Annotated in this window: 15 protein-coding genes; 6 read left to right on the top strand and 9 right to left on the bottom strand. The window is 63.3% G+C overall.

Annotated features, from left to right (window positions below):
* Window positions 1-11: 11 nt before the first annotated feature.
* The 4 genes from X743_RS143215 to X743_RS143230 all read right to left on the bottom strand — a co-directional run bounded on the left by X743_RS143215 (window position 12) and on the right by X743_RS143230 (window position 5,284).
* The gene (locus X743_RS143215) at window positions 12-1,979 is read right to left on the bottom strand and encodes an acyltransferase family protein (RefSeq protein WP_023768343.1); all 1,968 of its coding nucleotides are present in this window, start codon (window positions 1,977-1,979) and stop codon (window positions 12-14) included.
* Between the two features lie 235 nt (window positions 1,980-2,214).
* On the bottom strand, window positions 2,215-3,705 hold the full coding sequence (locus X743_RS143220) for a hypothetical protein (protein ID WP_023768342.1): 1,491 nt from the start codon (window positions 3,703-3,705) through the stop codon (window positions 2,215-2,217).
* 101 nt (window positions 3,706-3,806) lie between these two features.
* The gene (locus X743_RS143225; RefSeq protein WP_023768341.1) at window positions 3,807-4,262 is read right to left on the bottom strand and encodes a GtrA family protein; all 456 of its coding nucleotides are present in this window, start codon (window positions 4,260-4,262) and stop codon (window positions 3,807-3,809) included.
* Between the two features lie 32 nt (window positions 4,263-4,294).
* Window positions 4,295-5,284: a glycosyltransferase family 2 protein gene (locus tag X743_RS143230; RefSeq protein ID WP_051508621.1), complete on the bottom strand. Its 990-nt coding sequence runs from the start codon at window positions 5,282-5,284 to the stop codon at window positions 4,295-4,297.
* A gap of 274 nt (window positions 5,285-5,558) precedes the next feature.
* Between X743_RS143230 and X743_RS143235 the strand changes: the two genes are divergently transcribed.
* The gene (locus X743_RS143235; RefSeq protein ID WP_023768339.1) at window positions 5,559-5,822 is read left to right on the top strand and encodes a DUF6460 domain-containing protein; all 264 of its coding nucleotides are present in this window, start codon (window positions 5,559-5,561) and stop codon (window positions 5,820-5,822) included.
* Window positions 5,823-5,842: 20 nt separating this feature from the next.
* Here X743_RS143235 and X743_RS143240 read toward each other — a convergent pair whose 3' ends face one another.
* Complete coding sequence (locus tag X743_RS143240) at window positions 5,843-6,739, bottom strand: histone deacetylase (protein WP_023768338.1); 897 nt, start codon at window positions 6,737-6,739, stop codon at window positions 5,843-5,845.
* Window positions 6,740-6,870: 131 nt separating this feature from the next.
* Here X743_RS143240 and X743_RS143245 point away from each other — a divergent pair, with 131 nt between their 5' ends.
* Window positions 6,871-8,211, top strand: coding sequence for an MATE family efflux transporter (locus X743_RS143245; protein WP_023768337.1), 1,341 nt, complete (start codon window positions 6,871-6,873; stop codon window positions 8,209-8,211).
* Here X743_RS143245 and X743_RS143250 read toward each other — a convergent pair.
* Window positions 8,204-9,283 carry a quinone-dependent dihydroorotate dehydrogenase gene (locus X743_RS143250; protein WP_023768336.1) on the bottom strand — a complete coding sequence of 360 codons (1,080 nt, stop codon included), beginning with the start codon at window positions 9,281-9,283 and terminating at the stop codon, window positions 8,204-8,206. The genes X743_RS143245 and X743_RS143250 overlap by 8 nt on opposite strands.
* Entirely contained in the window at window positions 9,280-9,630 is a 351-nt protein-coding gene (locus tag X743_RS143255; RefSeq protein WP_023768335.1) for a DUF952 domain-containing protein, read from the bottom strand. The genes X743_RS143250 and X743_RS143255 overlap by 4 nt, the downstream gene beginning before the upstream one ends.
* A 163-nt stretch (window positions 9,631-9,793) precedes the next feature.
* Between X743_RS143255 and X743_RS143260 the strand changes: the two genes are divergently transcribed.
* Window positions 9,794-10,228 carry a hypothetical protein gene (locus X743_RS143260; protein WP_023768334.1) on the top strand — a complete coding sequence of 145 codons (435 nt, stop codon included), beginning with the start codon at window positions 9,794-9,796 and terminating at the stop codon, window positions 10,226-10,228.
* A 127-nt stretch (window positions 10,229-10,355) separates the two neighbouring features.
* The gene (locus tag X743_RS143265) at window positions 10,356-11,015 is read left to right on the top strand and encodes a response regulator transcription factor (RefSeq protein WP_023768333.1); all 660 of its coding nucleotides are present in this window, start codon (window positions 10,356-10,358) and stop codon (window positions 11,013-11,015) included.
* 1 nt (window position 11,016) lies between these two features.
* Here the strand turns inward: X743_RS143265 and X743_RS143270 are convergent, their stop codons facing one another.
* Window positions 11,017-14,508, bottom strand: coding sequence for a PAS domain-containing hybrid sensor histidine kinase/response regulator (locus tag X743_RS143270; RefSeq protein ID WP_023768332.1), 3,492 nt, complete (start codon window positions 14,506-14,508; stop codon window positions 11,017-11,019).
* Between the two features lie 246 nt (window positions 14,509-14,754).
* Here X743_RS143270 and mscL point away from each other — a divergent pair, with 246 nt between their 5' ends.
* Window positions 14,755-15,174 (top strand): large conductance mechanosensitive channel protein MscL, encoded by a 420-nt coding sequence (mscL, locus tag X743_RS143275; RefSeq protein ID WP_023768331.1) that lies wholly within the window; start codon window positions 14,755-14,757, stop codon window positions 15,172-15,174.
* A gap of 105 nt (window positions 15,175-15,279) precedes the next feature.
* Window positions 15,280-16,446: a pyridoxal phosphate-dependent aminotransferase gene (locus X743_RS143280; RefSeq protein WP_023768330.1), complete on the top strand. Its 1,167-nt coding sequence runs from the start codon at window positions 15,280-15,282 to the stop codon at window positions 16,444-16,446.
* 74 nt (window positions 16,447-16,520) lie between these two features.
* Here X743_RS143280 and X743_RS0137035 read toward each other — a convergent pair.
* The coding region (locus X743_RS0137035; RefSeq protein ID WP_031258468.1) for an aminotransferase class I/II-fold pyridoxal phosphate-dependent enzyme at window positions 16,521-16,931 on the bottom strand (411 nt) is incomplete at its 5' end.

The following is a 16,931-nucleotide window of genomic DNA, read 5'->3' as shown; positions in this document are numbered from 1 at the left end:
TACCATGAGGATTAGCCTCCGGGCAATCGCAAACCGGCTCCTGTCGCAAGTTGCGGCGGCTCAGCGGGTCCATGGCCCGCGGATTGCCCTTTTGCCTTCGCGACTTCGTTGCTCGCGGCAAAGCTCGGCCAGTATTTCGAGATGGCGAGCGCCGCTCCGGCGGTCGAGAAATGGCCGTAGTCGAAGTAGAGAAATTGCCTGGTGCCTGCATCGGCATAGGAACAGCCGGCCGCGTCACACAGATAGGCCAGCGGGTCGATGAAATCAGCGCCTTTGACGAATGGCAGCACTCGCTTGTTGATGTCCGGATCCATGGCCATAGGCCAGGACGTGTTCGTGGCATGCTCCCGCGTTGCGAAGAAAGCGATTTTCTGGACGTCGGCGACGAATTCCGGAGACTGGCCGATGACATAGACCTTGACGCCCATTTCGCGAAGCCGGTCGACTGTCTTCTGCAGGCCATCGAAGCCCCTGATCTGGTAGTCGCTCCAACGGCCGCTCAGGATCACCGCCTGGACATTGGCCTCCCGGATGATCGACAGGGCCCGTTCGTTGAAGCGGGTGCAGGCCGGCCGGGCATAGGAAAAATAGCTCAGGTCAGGTGGACAGCCGGCATAGGTGTATTGGATGACGTTGGCCTGGACCTTCTGCGCGTTGGCGTCGAGCCCCGGAACATAATGGGCTGCAAAGGAATCGCCCCACAGCAGCACATTGGTGGCAAAGCCCTGCGTGCGGGTGCAGTCGGCGAGGTTCCAGGTCTCGATCCGGGTCTCGCCTTCATTGAAACAGACGCCGTTGCGCCAGTCGCCGACGCGAATCCGTTCGGTCGAAAAATCCGGGAACCGTTGCGGAAAACCGTTGCCCAGCGCACCAGTCAGGCCAACGGCGCACAGCAGCGCGATCGCCGTCGCTGAAAAGGCGAAGATGGGCAAGGGGGCGGTGAACGCCCGTTTCTGGCGAAAGGGTTGCTCGACATATTTCCAGGAGAACGTCGCCAGGGCGAAGCTGGCCACCGTCATCGCGACGATCGTCGGCACTCCGATGGCCTTCAGGGAGAGATAGTGGACGAACGAGTTGATCGGCCAGTGAACCAGGTAGAGCGAATAGGAAATGAGGCCGACCCAGACCAGCGGGGCGAACCGAAGCACGCGGGTGGCAATGGGTGCCGGCCCTTCCGCGCCCGCGCGATCGGTGCCGGCATAGATGAGCAGCGCCGTTCCAACGCAGGGCAACAGGGCATTGTAGCCCGGAAACGGGTCGCTTTCCGAAATCGTCAGGAAACCGGCCGCGACAAGGACAAAGCCGGCCAGCCCGATCAGTTCCATCGCCAGCCGGCTGGCAAGCGCCGGAGGCCTTTTCAGCATCAGCATGGCGCCCAGCGCCAGTTCCCAGATCCGTGTCGGCAAAAGATAGAAGCCGGCGGTCGGCGCCAGCGTGGTTGCCATGACCGCGACGGCAAAGCTGCCGATGGCGATCGGCAGCAATATCGTCAGCCAGCGTTTCGAGGCATAGCGGTAGATCAGATACACAAGGATCGGAGCGAAGATGTAGTACTGCTCCTCGACCGAAAGCGACCATGTGTGCAGCAGCGGCCGCAGTGCGGCATCGATGGAGAAATAGTTGGTCGTCTTCCAAAAATAGATGTTCGACCAGAAGGTCGAGGCCGCGATCACGCTGAGACTGAATTCGTGTAGATCCGTCGGCAAAAGGATGAACCAGGCAGCAATGCTCGCGAGCACGATGACGAAGGTCAGCGCCGGCAGGATGCGGCGCGCACGGCGCCAGTAGAAGCGGCCGATCGAGAACTGGCCGCGCTCGAGATCGTCGAGCAGGCTGCCGCTGATCAGATAGCCCGATATGACGAAGAAGATGTCGACCCCGGTAAAGCCGCCGGGAATGGCGGACAGGCCGAAATGGAAGAGCACGACGGGCAGCACCGCGATCGCCCGCAGACCGTCGATGTCGCGCCTGTAGTTCATTTGACCGGTCCGGATGATGGGGTCGGCGGTGTTGGCTTGCCGCAGCTTGCTGCATCGCTCATGCGGCGACGTCCTGATATTGCGAAAAATGCCAGTTTGCTGGTCGCACAGATCTACCCTCTGTCGCGCAACTTTGCTGCACTGCAACATCGGTGTCAAGGCAAACCGGTGTTCGATTGATGAAGCCGATTGGCGCAGGCGTTGAAAGATCGGCGTTGAAAAATCGCCGTAAAAATCAGGCGCCGGGCAGGTAGATCACGGCATAGTCGTCCGCATAGGCCCGCTTCCAGCCCAATTCCGCGAAGAACGGTATGCGGGTATCGTCGGCTGTAAGCAGCGCCCAGCCAACAGCATATTTTTTCAGCTGGGCCTCGAGCCGCGGCTTTCCGTCGCTCTTGCCCGTCGCCTCATCGGCTTTCGTGAATCCGCCCAGGAACAGTTGGTCCGTCCTGCCGTCGATATAGGTCTTGATGTCATGGAAAATCAGCGTGCCGCCGAAATTGTAGGAGTTCAGCACGTTGCCTGTGAGGTGGTGATCCACGGCGAATGCCAGGGCGCCGCTGGCCGATGTCTTCGGGCTCGGTGCGACCTGATAGGCGCTGCCGAGGATCAAGACCGCACCGACCAGCAAGACAGCCATGGTGCCGCAGAGCATATGGAATCGGCTGGCCAAGAGCTTTTCCAGCCCGTCACGTTTTTCCGCCAACCAGGTCGTGGTTGAGAGCGAAGGATACTGCCATGCGACCTCGACCGCGATCACCAGGGGAATCAAAAGGAAAGGCAGATACACAAATCGCATATGGCTGAGATAGACATGCAAGGCGAAGACGATGAACATCGCCTTGGCCCAGCCGATCCGGAGCTTCGATACCAAAAGCCCGAAAAGCGCCAGCAGCATCACCGCTTCCTGGAAGAGGTGCTCCTGGGCATTGAATGGGCGCCACTCCAGGATGAGCGGCACCGCCTCGTTGCCATAGGCGACGGTGAACGTGGCCAGGATGGCCTTCACCCCATAGGGATGCATCAGGCTGACCAGTGGGCAGAGCAATCCGAACGCAACCCATTTTGCCAGAAGCGCCGGCTTCGACAGGCCGATCCGCGACAGCAGTTCCAGTCCGGCAAATCCAGCGATGACGTAGCTCAGGGTGAAGGTGGCGTGCAGGTTCGCCCACAAGACGACAAGCACGAGCAGCCACAGGGGCGGGGCTTTCTCTTCATGCGCGGCGCGAAACAGCATTGCCGTCCAGACGACGATGATCGGCAAGGTGAAGACGTGCGGGCGCGCCGTATAGATCGGAGCGACCAGGAAAGCCGCTGTGAAGGCCAGTGCTATCGCCAGGATCGGCTTCAGCCAGGCGCTGAGGAACCATCCCATCAGGAAGACCGTCAGGCCGACGGTGGCGATGATCAGCGTGACGACGCCATTCCAGCCGCCCGCATTGTAAGCAAGGGCCAGAAGCACCTGACCCAGCCATTCCTTGGCGATCCAGGGCTGGCCGGCGAACGTATAGGAATAGGGGTCGACGGTTGGAAACGTCCGGTTTGCCAGGAAGTCCAGCCCGACCTTCACTTGCCACCAATTGTCGGGATCCTGCAGGATCGCGCCGGCGAAGGCGGTGAGCACATAGGCCACGACGCACGCGCAGAGAAGGCAGAATATCAGCCTGATGCGTTGCGCGTCCCCCAGTGACGGCGACGCCGTCACGATCGCAGCGGCCTGTGTCATGTCGCAACTCCGGGTGACGGCGTCGCCATCACAATCGCTGCGGCTTGTGTCATGTCACGGCTCCAAGCGACGGCGTTGCCGTCGCGATGCTGCGGCCTCGGTCATGTCGCAACTCCGGGCCATTTCGCGTTCGTTGCGGCCACGGCATCATCCGCATCGCCAACGAAGACGAAACGGGACGAGCCGAGATAGAAGATGACGGTGTAGAGGCAGTTTCCAGCCAGATGGGCGAACGGGTTTTCGATGATGCCGGCGGACATGGCGGCGATCACTATGCCCAGATTGGCGCTATAGGCGACAATGAAGGTGATCGCGTATCGAACGGCTGTGCCGGGGCGAAAGCCGCCGGCAGTAGTGAATGTCCATCGGCGATTGAGGAAAAAGCCAAGGGTGAGGCCCGCTGCATAGCCTGCCGCGTTGGAAACGATGTCGCCCAGTCCCAGCCACAACCCGGTCAGGATGAGCGTGTATCCAAGCGCCGTGTTGAGCAGCCCGACGGCGCCAAAGCGCAGCATCCGCGAGAAATCAGACGGAAGAGCCGACCGCATCCTGTCCATGCCGTTCCCGTTGTATCCGGTCGACCTTCGCCTCAACCACGCGCGGCTCTTTTCGCCATCTCCTGCAGGCGATGGACGGGCAGGTCGCTGTCCTTGGCTGGCTGGTCGCGCGAAACGATTTCGTTGACGAAGTAGAGCGGCCGCCGCTTGGTCTCCATATACATGCGGCCGAGATACTCGCCGAATATGCCGAGCACCAGAAGCTGCACACTGCCCATGATCAGCATGATCGCGGCAAGGCTCGTCCAGCCGGGCACCACGTTGCCCCTGGACCATTCGAACAGCGTATAGCCGAGCACGACCAGCCCGAGCACGCCGAACATCATCCCCAGCAGCGAGGCGAACCGCAAAGGCACGATCGAAAAGCTGGTCATCGCGTCGACCGCCAGAAGAACCATCTTCTTCAACGGATAGTGGGTGGTGCCGGCAAAGCGCCGGTGCCTTTCATAGGGGAAGGCGACCTGCCTCAGCCCGATCCAGCTCACCATGCCGCGAATGAACCTGTAGCGTTCGGGCATCGCGTTCAAATGGTCCACCGCGCGGCGGCTCATCAGCCGGAAGTCTCCGGAGTCCTGCGCGATCTCGACATCGACCATCCGGCCCAGCAATCGATAGAACATCGAGGCGGAAGCCAGCTTGAACCAGCTCTCGCCGTCGCGCTTCATCCTCTGGCCGTAGACGACGTCGAAGCCTTCATCCATCTTCGCCATCATTGCGCCGAGCAGTTCGGGCGGATCCTGGAGGTCGGCGTCCAGAATGAGGATGCGCTCGCCGCGGCAGAATTCCAGCCCGGCGCTGAGCGCGATCTGATGGCCGTAATTGCGGGCAAGGTCGATGGCGACCACATGGTCGTCCTTTTCGGCCAGTTCGAAAATGGCCTCGCGGGTGCCGTCGGTCGCCCCGTCGATGACAAGCACGATCTCGTAGGAAGGGCTTTGCTCGAGGCATGCGGCACTGACGCGTCGATGAAGCTCGGCCACGCCGTCGCGCTCATTGTAGCATGGCACCACGACCGACAGCATGACTGTGCGGTGCGCGCCGATTTTTCCTGTTCCCGCCAAAGCCTGGCTCCCGCTCTTGGAACGGCAATAGCGGCAATTGGTTAGAAAACAGATAAGCCGGGATCGAGGGCGCTATCGAACGGCCGGGCGCGTCCTGCGCCGTCACGAACGGACCGACAGTTCCACGCCACGCACACTTTCTGCCGCGCGGGCCGCGCTGGCTTGATGGATAGCCGCCAAGCACGTATTTCTGGGCGGTGCCCGTGAGTCTGGGCATCTCAATCGGGAGACGGCCTTGTCCGCACTGACGCGTTTTCTCGGCGACTCGCCGTTCAGGGTGATCCTGAAGCTGCTGGTGGTCTCGTTCCTCGTCGGCCTTGTCATGAACGCCTTCGGCTGGTCGCCGATGGATGTCTTCTATGGCATCCAGAAGTTCTTCATGGATGTCTGGAACCTGGGCTTCCGCGCCATCGACCGCTTCCTTGGCTATATCCTGCTCGGCGCCGCGATCGTCGTTCCGGCCTTCATCCTGCTCAGGATCGCCAACTACCGGAAATAGGCCATGCTCGAAAAAGTTCGTCAGGCGTAGCCCGAGGCCACCTCGAACAGGATGGCGTGGCGCGCGGCAAGTGCCGGCACGTCCGTGGAATAACCGCCACCGATGACACCGCAGACGGGGATGCCGTCTGCGCGAAAATGGCCGATCACCATCTCGTCGCGGCTGCGCAGGCCGTTGTCGGAAAGCGCCAGCCTGCCAAGCCGGTCCTGCGCATGGACGTCGACGCCGGCATTGTAGAAAACGATGTCCCAATGCCGCATGGCCGACAGTTCCGGCAGGATCGCGGCGAGCCTTTCGAGATAGGGTGCATCGCCGGTGCCGTCGGGCAGCGCGACATCGAGGTCGGAGGCGATCTTGCGCACCGGGTAGTTGCGCTCGCCATGCATTGAAAAGGTGAACGCGCGCGGTTCATCGCCCAGAATGTCCGCCGTGCCGTCGCCCTGATGCACGTCGAGATCGACGACAAGGACGTTGTGCGCGGCACCCTCCGCGAGCAGCATCAGCGCGGCGACGGCGACATCGTTGAAGGTGCAGAAGCCGGCGCCTTGCGCGTGCCGCGCATGATGGCTGCCGCCGGCGGTGTTGCAGGCGATGCCGTGACGCAAGGCGAGCCGCGCCGCCAGTATAGTGCCGCCCGTGGCAAGCTGCGCGCGACGCGAAACACGCGGGCCGATCGGAAAGCCGATCTCACGCTCGATTTTTTCCGGCACAAAACAGCCGATGACCTGATCGACGTAATCGGCCGCATGGGCAAGCTTCAGCCATGATGCCGGCGCGGGTTCCGCTGTGTTGAGCGCGCCGGCCAGGCCGCGTGCGTGCAAGGCCTCCATCAGCAGCGGATACTTGCTCATCGGAAAGCGGTGGTTGACGGCGAAGCCGGCGTCGTAGTCGGGATGGTGGACGATCTGCAGGGGCATGGACTCGGTCCGGCGGGCTCGCGCCAGACCGGGATTTCGGTTGGCCGTCGCGGCAAGGGTGATTGCGCGGTGGCAGGAAAATGGGGCACATCGGACCCTCGATCAAGCCGCAATCAGCAAGGCAGCAATCCTTGGACAAGGGCGCGACCACAGCCGACGCGAAACCTTTCGTCGTCACCAACCGTTCCGTGCTCGCCATCGCGGTGCCGATGACGCTTGCCTATCTGACGACGCCGATGCTCGGCCTAGTCGATACGGCCGTGATCGGCCAGTTCGGCGATGCCGCCTTGCTCGGCGGCCTGGCGGCGGGCGCACTGGTCTTCGACGTCGTCTTCACCAGCTTCAATTTCCTGCGCTCCGGCACCACCGGCCTCGTGGCCCAGGCTTTCGGGCGTGGCGACGCGCTTGAGGAACAGGCGGTGTTCTGGCGCGCCGTGCTGATCGCGGTCGTCGCCGGCATCGTAATGGCGGCACTTTCGCCGTTGATCGCGGTCGGCGGCCAGTGGTTCATGGATGCCGGACCACGCGTCAGCGAGGCGATGGGCGTCTATGTCAGGATCAGGCTGCTCGCCGCACCCTTCTCGCTGATCAACTACGCCATCCTTGGCTATGTGCTGGGCCGCGGCGAGGGCGGGCTTGGGTTGGTGCTGCAACTGGTGCTCAACGGCATCAACATCGCGCTCTGCTTCCTGCTCGGGCTGAGACTTGGCTGGGGCGTCGCCGGCGTCGCCTGGGCGACCGTCAGTGGCGAATTCCTGGCCATGCTGCTCGGTCTGGCCATCGTCATCAGGCGGTTCCGGACGGCGCCGCCCTTGCCCCGCCATCGCTTGCTCGACATGTCCGCCTTCCTGCGCATGATGTCGCTCAACCGCGATATCATGATCCGCTCGTTCTCGCTGCTTGCCGCCTTCGCGCTGTTCACGCGCCAGGGCGCGCAGTTCGGCACCGTGACGCTGGCCGCCAATGCGGTGTTGATGAATTTCTTCCTTGTCGCCGGCTATTTCCTCGACGGTTTCGCCACCGCCGCCGAACAGCTCGCCGGCCGCGCCGTCGGTGCACGCGCGGAGCAGCCCTTCCGTCAGGCCGTGCGGCTGACGCTGTTCTGGGGTTTCGGGCTGGCCGGGGCCGCGACGCTGGTGCTTCTGTTGGCCGGCGCCAATCTGGTCGCCGTCGTCACGACATCGCAGGAGGTCCGCTCCGTGGCCGACATCTACCTGCCGTGGGCGGCATTCACCGCGCTGAGCGGCGTGCTGGCGTTCCAGATGGACGGCGTCTTCATCGGCGCGACCTGGTCGCGCGACATGCGCAACATGATGCTCTTGTCGTTCCTGGTTTTCGCCGCCGCGCTGCTGACCCTGGCGCCGGCCTTCGGCAATCACGGCCTGTGGGCGGCGCTGCACGTGTTCCTTTTGGCACGCGGCTTCAGCCTGCTGGCGATTTTGCAGCTGCGAATGCGCACGGCGTTCAGCTGAGTGGCTTCGACGCCCACCGATCGAGATTGCTGTCGCGCAATTCGCGGATGGACTTGAGGCGCCCTTTTTCCATGAAGCTTGCCATCCCTGCAATAATGCGGCTTGGCAGTGCCGGTCCGGCGTAGATCATGCTGGTGTAGAGCTGGACGAGATCGGCACCCGCGCGGATTTTCTCCAGTGCGGCGTCCGTGGTATCGACGCCGCCGACGCCGATGATGGCCGTATCCGGGCCGAGCAGCCTGCGCATTTTCGCCAGCACGATGGTCGAGCGTTCGAACAGCGGCTTGCCCGACAGTCCGCCCGTCTCGCGCGCAACGTCGCCGCTGCGCAAGGCCGGTCGCGAAATGGTTGTGTTGGAGACGATGACGCCGTCGATCCGCTTCTCGGTCACCTCGGCGGCGATGTCCTCCAGTTCGGCCTCGACCAGGTCCGGCGCGATCTTCAGGAAGACCGGCGGCTGCGCGGACGCCACGGCGCGTGCGGCCATGACCCGCGACAGCAGTTCGCCGAGCTGTTCGCGCGCCTGCATGTTGCGCAGACCCGGCGTGTTGGGCGAGGAGATGTTGACGGTGAGATAGCTGGCATAGGCCGCAAAGCGGGCGACGCCGCGCTCATAGTCGCCGATGCGGTCGGCACTATCCTTGTTGGCGCCGATGTTGACCCCGACAATGCCGCCACGACCCTTGCGGGCGGCGAGGCGTTTTTCGGCAGCCGCATGGCCTTCATTGTTGAAGCCAAGACGGTTGATCACCGCCTCATCCGCCGTCAGCCGGAAGATGCGCGGCTTCGAATTGCCGGCCTGTGGCAGCGGCGTGACCGTGCCGACCTCGGCAAAGCCGAAACCGAGGCCAAGCAGCGCATCGGGCACCTCGGCGTTCTTGTCATAGCCGGCCGCCATGCCGAGCGGGTTCGGGAAATCGAGACCACAGAGACAGACCTTCAGCCTGGCATCGCGCGTTGCACGCGCGCCAACCGGCAGGCCGCAGCGCAACGCCGCGATCGACAGGCCATGCGCTATTTCCGGATCGAAGGTGAACAGCAGCTTCTGGCCGAGCCGGTTGAGCACGCTCATTGCCCCTCCAGCGGCGGGAACTGGTGGGTGCCGTCGGCGCCGAGCGGCAATGGCTTGACCCACTTGACCGCTTTCAGGTCCAGCACGCCGTAAAGATGCGGGAATAGCGCGCCGCCGCGCGAGACTTCGTATTTCAGGGCATCGCCCAGGCTGGCGTCGTCGATGGCGACCAGCAGAAGATCCGTCTGGCCGGAAAAATGTTTTGCCGCTGTTTCCCTGACCTGCGAAGCCGTGGAGAAGTGGATGAAGCCGTCGGCGACATCGATCGCGGCACCAGTGAAACGGCCATTGGTTTCGGCCTCGCGCCAAGCCGCTTCCGGGGTTATCTTATAGATAAACTGAGACATGGTTGCGCTATAGAGCAATTCCAGGACAAGTGTGAAACGGTTTTCCGTCCGGAATTGCGTCAAAACGAATCCGAACCAGCCGTGCGGGAAAGGCCACGCCAAGGGTCTTCCCCATTTCCGGCGCAAAGATGCGATATTTTAGGCTTTGGCCATGGAGGACAACATGCGTCTGCAGCACATCTTGATCCCCGCCGCGCTCGTTTCGCTGGTCGCGGCTTCAGCATATTCGGAAGAAACCGATCGCTACCGGCTGGAAAAGTCGGCCACCGGCTATATCCGCATGGACACCCAGACCGGCGCGATGTCGATCTGCGAGGAACGCTCCGGGCAGCTCGTCTGCAAGATGGCGGCCGACGAGCGCGCCGCTTTCCAGGACGAGGTCGACCGCTTGCAGACCTCGATGAAGGCGATGGACGAGCGCGTCACCAAGCTGGAAAATTCGCTCTCCGCCCGGCTCGAATCGAAGCTGCCGAGCGAGGAGGAATTCAACAAGACGATGAGCTACATGGAGCGCTTCCTGCGCGGCTTCATGGGCATCGTCAAGGATATGGACAAGGACAAGGGTGACGGCGCCCAGCTCAACTCGCAGAAGACCTGAGCGCTATAGACAAGGGAAAACGCGGCGCGCTGGCTTTGCCGCTTGAAAACAGCGCGCCGCCCCTCATAATCGTCCAACGTGCCCCGGAAAAAGCCTAAAAAATCATCGGGGATTCGGGGAGGGACATTTGCCGTCAGGCTATTCTTTCGTCATCGCCGACGATCATCCGCTGTTTCGCGGCGCGCTGCGCGAGGCGCTCGCCGGCATCGGCAATGTCGCCGCCATCCACGAGGCCGGCGATTTCGAAAGCGCCAAGGCGCTGGTCGTGGCCAATGAGGATGTCGATCTGGTGCTGCTCGACCTGTCGATGCCGGGCGCCAGCGGTCTCTCCGGCCTGGTTTCGCTGCGCGGCGTCCATCCGTCGGTGCCGCTGGTCGTTGTCTCGGCGCACGATGACCCGGCGACGATCAGGCGCGCGCTCGATCTCGGCGCTTCCGGCTTCATCTCCAAATCGGCCAGCATGGAGGAGATCCGCAATGCCGTGCAGTCGGTGCTTGCCGGCGACATCGCGGCACCCGCCGGCATCGATCTCGGCGTCGAGCGCGATCCCGAAATTTCGGACCTGATCAAGCGGCTGCAGGCGCTGACGCCGCAGCAGACCCGGGTGCTAGGCATGCTGGCGGAAGGCCTGCTCAACAAGCAGATCGCCTATGAACTCGGCGTCTCCGAGGCGACCATCAAGGCGCATGTCTCGGCCATTCTGCAGAAGCTCGGCGTCGACAGCCGTACCCAGGCGGTGATCCTTTTATCCAAGATCGGCGGCGACCCGCTGCAGCCGACGAGCTGACCTATTCCGCCGCCGAGGCCAGCGGCCTGACCCTGGCCATCATCGAACGCAGCACGGCGGGTTTCAGCGGTTTGTTGATCACCGGGATCTCGAGCCCGCTTGCGGCCGCCCGCACCTCGTTGAAGCGGTCGGCCGTGACCAATACGGCCGGCAGGCCGGCGCCATGGGCCGCCCGCAGCCTGACGATGATGTCGAGACCGGTTTCGCCGTCGAGATGGTAGTCGGCAAGCACGATGTCCGGGCGGCCGATCGCGGCGGTCTCCAGATCGCGTGAGCCGGATACGGTGTCGACATGGCACCCCCAGCCTTCGAGCAGCAGCCGCATGCCTTCGAGGATGCGGGCATCATTGTCGATGCAAAGCACATGCAATCCCGCCAACGAAGCCGCCGCCCGGGCAGGGCCTCTGGTCTTTTCGATCTCGCGTCGCGGCTCCTGCATGGCAGCGACCGGCAAGACAACGGAAAAGCGCGTGCCTTTGCCTGGATTGGAGAAGATGCGGATTTCGAGCCTGAGCACCCTGGCGATGCGGTCGACAATGGAGAGGCCGAGGCCGAGGCCCTCGGCCTCGCGCGCACCCTCGTCCAGTCGCGTGAATTCGCGAAAGACCGTGTTCAGCTTGTCACCGGCAATGCCGATGCCGGTATCGATCACCTGGATCTCTGCCAGTTCGCCGCGCCGCCGCACACCGACCAGGATGCGGCCGTGGCGGGTATATTTGATGGCGTTCGAGACGAGATTCTGGATCAGGCGGCGCAACAGATTGCGGTCCGTCATCACCGTCAGCGACGATGGCATGATCGTCAGCCCGAGCTTCTTTTCGGCGGCAAGCGGCCGGAAGTCGTTGCCGATCTGGCTCAGCAGTCCGTCGAGTGTGAAGGCGCTGTCATCCGGCTTCATCGCGCCGGCATCGAGGCGCGAGATGTCGAGCACGGCGCCCAGGATCGTCTCGACCGATTCCAGCGAGGATTCGATGTTGACCGCCGCCTTTCCGGCCGGACCCTTGCCGGCCTTCTCGATCAGCGAGGAGCAATAAAGCCGGGCGGCGTTCAGCGGCTGCAGGATGTCGTGGCCGGCGGCGGCGAGGAAGCGCGTCTTGCCGAGATTGGCCTCCTCGGCCAGCATCTGCGCCTGCGCCAGCTCCTCGTTGACGCGGGTCAGTTCGATGGTGCGGGTCTTGACGCGCTGCTCCAGCGATTCATTGGCGCGCTTCAGCGCCAGATCCTGTTCGACGCGGCCGGAAATGTCGGCATAGGTGGCGACGATGCCGCCATCCGGCATTGGGTTGGACCGCAGTTCCAGGATGCGGCCGCTGGTCTTGAGCTCCATCTGCCAGGGGCTGACGAAACTGGTCAGCCGGTTGAGCATCGTCACGCGCTGGTCGGCGGGAATGTCGCCGCGTTCGGCGAGATGGCGCAGAACCTGGTCGAGCGAGACGCCGACCTGGCCCATGTCGTCGGGCAGGTCGAACAGCGCCCGGTACTGGCGGTTCCAGCAGATCAGCCTGAAATCGCGGTCGAAGACAGTGATGCCCTGCTCCATCTGGTCGAGCGCGATCTGCAACAGGTCGCGGTTGTGCTGCAGCGCTTCGGTGGCGTCGTCGAGCAGGCGGAAGGCATCGCTGGATTCGCGGTCGTGGCGCCGGAACAGCAGCGACAGGATCAGCCGCGCCGAGGAGGAACCGACAGCACTTGCCAGCAGTTGCTCGGAGAAGCGGATGACGTCCATGCTCGCCTGCTCCTTGCCGAGCAGCGTGGTGCCGTTGGTCTTTTCGAATGATTGGAAGGAGCGCTCGGTGCGTTCGACGCCGAGATAACGCCCGATCGTATCCTTGAGGTCGTTGACGGTGATGGCGGTGCGGAAGCGGCGCAGGCTCGGCATCGGGCCGGCATCCCTTGGCACGAAGATCGATGCCTGGATGCGCTCCAGCGGCACCGACGCGCGCGACAGCGAGCCAAGCACGAAGAACAGCGTGTTGATCGACAGGCTCCATAACACGCCGTGGTTCAGTGGTTCGGCCACAGTGCCGAACAGGGCCTGCGGCCGCAGCGCTTCGAAGCCGAACAGCCCGTGCACGACCATGTCGGTATCGGGCGCGACAAGCGAGGGCAAAAGCAGCGTGTAGCCCCAGACGAGGATGCCGGCGACCATGCCGAGCGCGGCGCCCCTGCCGTTGGCGCCACGCCAGATCAACCCGCCGACTAGTGCCGGCGCGAACTGCGCGATGGCCGCGAACGACATCAGGCCGATCGATGACAGTCGTGCGCTGTTGGTGCTCTCGCGGTAGTAGAGGAAAGCGATGAACAACAGGATGAAGATCGCCCCGCGCCGCACATTGAGGATCAGCGTCGACCAGTCCTCGTTCTCCGAGGTCGAGGTCTTGAGCAGCCGGCGTACGAACAGCGGAATGACGAGATCATTGGAGATCATGATCGACAGCGCCACGCTTTCGACGATCACCATGGCCGTTGCCGCCGACAAGCCGCCGATGAAGGCCGCCATGGCGAGCACATCATGGCCGCTGAACAGGGGCAGCGACAGCACGTAGAGATCGCTGCTGGTGCCGGTGCCGACCAGCGACAGGCCGGCAAAGGCGATCGGCAGCACGAACAGGTTGATCGCCACGAGGTAGAGCGGGAACACCCAGGTCGCCGTGCGCAGTTCGGCCTCGCCACGGTTCTCGACGATGGTGACGTAGAACTGCCGCGGCAACAGGATGATGGCAAAGCCGCTCAAGCCCGTCAGCACCAGCCAGGTGGCGAGCGAAGTGTTGTAGCCCATCGCCTGGCGCACCTGCCCGTTCTGCGCCAGCTTGGCGAACATGTCGCCCGGGCCGCCGAAGATCAGGAAGGTGACCATCAGGCCGATCGCCAGGAAGGCGGCAAGCTTGACCACGGTCTCGACCGCCACCGCCAGCACCAGTCCGTCCTGGTGCTCGGTGGCGTCGGCGTGGCGGGTGCCGAACAGCACCGCGAACAGCGCCAAGAGCATGGCGACGACCAGCGAGATGTCGCTGACGAACGGATCGAAGGAGGGCGGCGATCCCGTATAGTGCTCGACCATCAGGCTGACCGAGCCGGAGATCGCCTTCAGTTGCAGCGCGATGTAGGGCACCGCGCCGATGGTCGCGATCAGCGTGGCGATCGCGGCGACGGTGAAGCTTTTGCCGTAGCGGGCGCCAAGGAAGTCGGCGATCGAGGTGATCTTCTCGGTCTTGGCCAGCCGCACGATACGGTTGAGCAGCGGGAAGCCGAACACGAACACCAGCACCGGGCCGGTATAGATGCCGAGGAATTCGAGGCCGCGCTCGGAGGAGAGCCCGACCGAGCCGAAGAAGGTCCAGGAGGTGCAGTAGATGGCAAGGCTGAGCGCATAGATGAAGGGCCGCGCGCGGCCGGGTCCGGAGACAGCCGAGCGGCGGTCGCCCAGGCTGGCGATGGCGAACAGCAGCGTCACATAGGCGATCGCGATGATGACGATGAACAAGCCCTGCACGCCTGGAATTTCCTCCTTTGCCGCCTTTTTATCCGGCTTGTGCGAACGCAATCACAGCTTGGCGCTGGAGTCCATCGCGGCTTTGGCAGCATGATCGGGGCGACGAAGCGAGCCCGGGCGCCTAAGGAGAAAGCGGTTGCTTTCCCCTTTTTGCCCATGTTGCAACCGCAGGTTTTTGTTATGTTGCCTTCAGGTCGAAGCCAAGGACGGAGCGGCAGCGCGGCCGGCCATGACAAGGAGGGTCGAATGCTGAGAGAATTCCAGGAATTCATTTCCAAGGGCAATGTGATGGACTTGGCCGTCGGCGTCATCATCGGCGCAGCTTTCAGCAAGATCGTCACTTCGTTGGTTGACGATGTCATCATGCCTTTCATTGGCGCACTCGGAGGGGTCGATTTCAATAACTACTTCATTGGGCTGTCGCACAATGTAACCGCCACCAACTTGGAAGATGCGCGCAAGCAAGGCGCGGTCTTTGCCTATGGCAGCTTCATTACCGTGGCGCTGAATTTCCTGATCATTGCGTTTGTCATCTTCCTGATGGTCAAGGCGGTGAACAATCTGCGCAGGCGGCTCGAGGCCGAGAAGCCTGCGGCCCCCGCCGCGCCGCCGCCCGCCGATGTTGCGTTGCTGACCGAAATCCGAGATCTGCTCGCCAAGCGATAATGTAGCCAACCGTTGCTGGACCAAAACCCCGGCCGTTCGCGGCCGGGGTTTTCCGTTCAAGCATCTGGTAAAGAGCGGCAACCCTAATCGAAAACGGATTTGTCTATGAGCCTGATCGACAGCTTTCGCGCCGAAGCCCGTGCCGCACCTGAGAGCGGCATTGTCGCCGTCGTCAATTACGGCCGCCTGCGTGAGGGGCTGATCCCGCTCTGGGCCGGCGAGGGCGACCTGCCGACGCCGGCCTTCATCACCGATGCCGCGTCGAAGGCGCTGGCAGGCGGCGAGACGTTCTACACCTGGCAGAGGGGCATTCCCGACCTCAGGCAGGCGCTGGCCCGCTACTACGCCAGGCATTTCGCCAAGACCTTCCCGGAGGAACAGTTCATCGTCACCGGATCCGGCATGCATGCCATCCAGATGTCCCTTACCGCTCTCGCCGGCGCTGGCGATGAGGTGATCTATCTGTCGCCGGCCTGGCCGAATTTCGACGCCGCCGCCGCCCTGTCGGGCGCCGTTCCGGTGCCGGTCACGCTCGATCATTCCGGCAATGGCTGGTCCTGCGACGTCGAGAAGATCGCCGCGGCGATCACCCCGCGCACCAAGGCGCTGTTCATCAACACGCCGTCGAACCCGACCGGCTGGACCGCCGATCACGAGACCTTGCGGGCGATCCTCGATCTCGCCCGCGCCAAGAACGTGTGGATCATCGCCGACGAAATCTATTCGCTGTTCCACTATGGCCCTGGCCGTGCGCCGTCCTTCCTCGACATCGCCACGGCGGAAGACCGCATCCTGTTCGTCAACTCCTTTTCCAAAAACTGGGCAATGACCGGCTGGCGCGTCGGCTGGATCAAGACGCATCCGAGCCTGCAGCAGGTGTTCGAGAACCTGATCCAGTATTCGAATTCCGGCGTCGCCCAATTTATGCAGCGCGGCGCTGTCGCAGCTCTCGACGAGGGCGATGGTTTCGTCGCCGAACAGGTGGAGCGGGCGAGGAAGGCGCGCGACCTGGTCTGCGGCATTCTCGGCGCCACCGGCCGCGCCCGGTTTACCGTGCCGCAAGGCGCCTTTTACTTGTTCTTCACGGTCGACGGCATCACCGATTCGCGCACGGCGGCCTTCGATATCGTCGACAAGGCCAATGTCGGCCTGGCGCCGGGAACCGCCTTCGGTCCCGGCGGCGAAGCCTTCCTCAGGCTGTGCTTCCACCGCCGCCTCGACCAGATCGAGGAGGCCGCGCATCGGCTGGCGAAGTGGATGGGAACTGTCTGAGCAGGCGGCGAAGCCCGAACTGGAAGTCGCTCTGGTGCCTCAGATGCCGCCGGAGTTGAGTTTCAAACGGGCTTTCAGCCGCCTGACTTGGGCACCAGCAGCGGCACGATCCGGTCGCTCTTGGCGACAGAAGGCCGGCCGGCGGAACCATAGGGAATGCCCAGTGCATCCCAGGTCTCGACCAGCGCATCCTGCAGTCCAGCGATCAACTCATCCGAATGGAACGGTGTCGGCGTGATGCGCAGTCGCTCCGTGCCGCGCGGCACGGTCGGGTAGTTGATCGGCTGGATGTAGATGCCGTGCACGCCAAGCAGGCGGTCGCTGGCCATCTTGCAGAGCTCGGGGTCACCGACCAGCAGCGGCACGATATGGGTCGGCGATTCCATCACCGGCAAGCCTGCGGCCGACAGGATCTGCTTGGTCCGGCTCGCCTGCTGCTGCTGGGCGTCGCGCTCGGCCTGCGAACCCTTGAGATGGCGGATCGA

Source organism: Mesorhizobium sp. LNHC232B00, assembly GCF_000502435.1.
GTDB lineage: Bacteria > Pseudomonadota > Alphaproteobacteria > Rhizobiales > Rhizobiaceae > Mesorhizobium > Mesorhizobium opportunistum.
The sequence above is the reverse complement of the archived record's forward strand: the minus strand, read 5'-3'. Positions and strand labels throughout refer to the sequence as shown.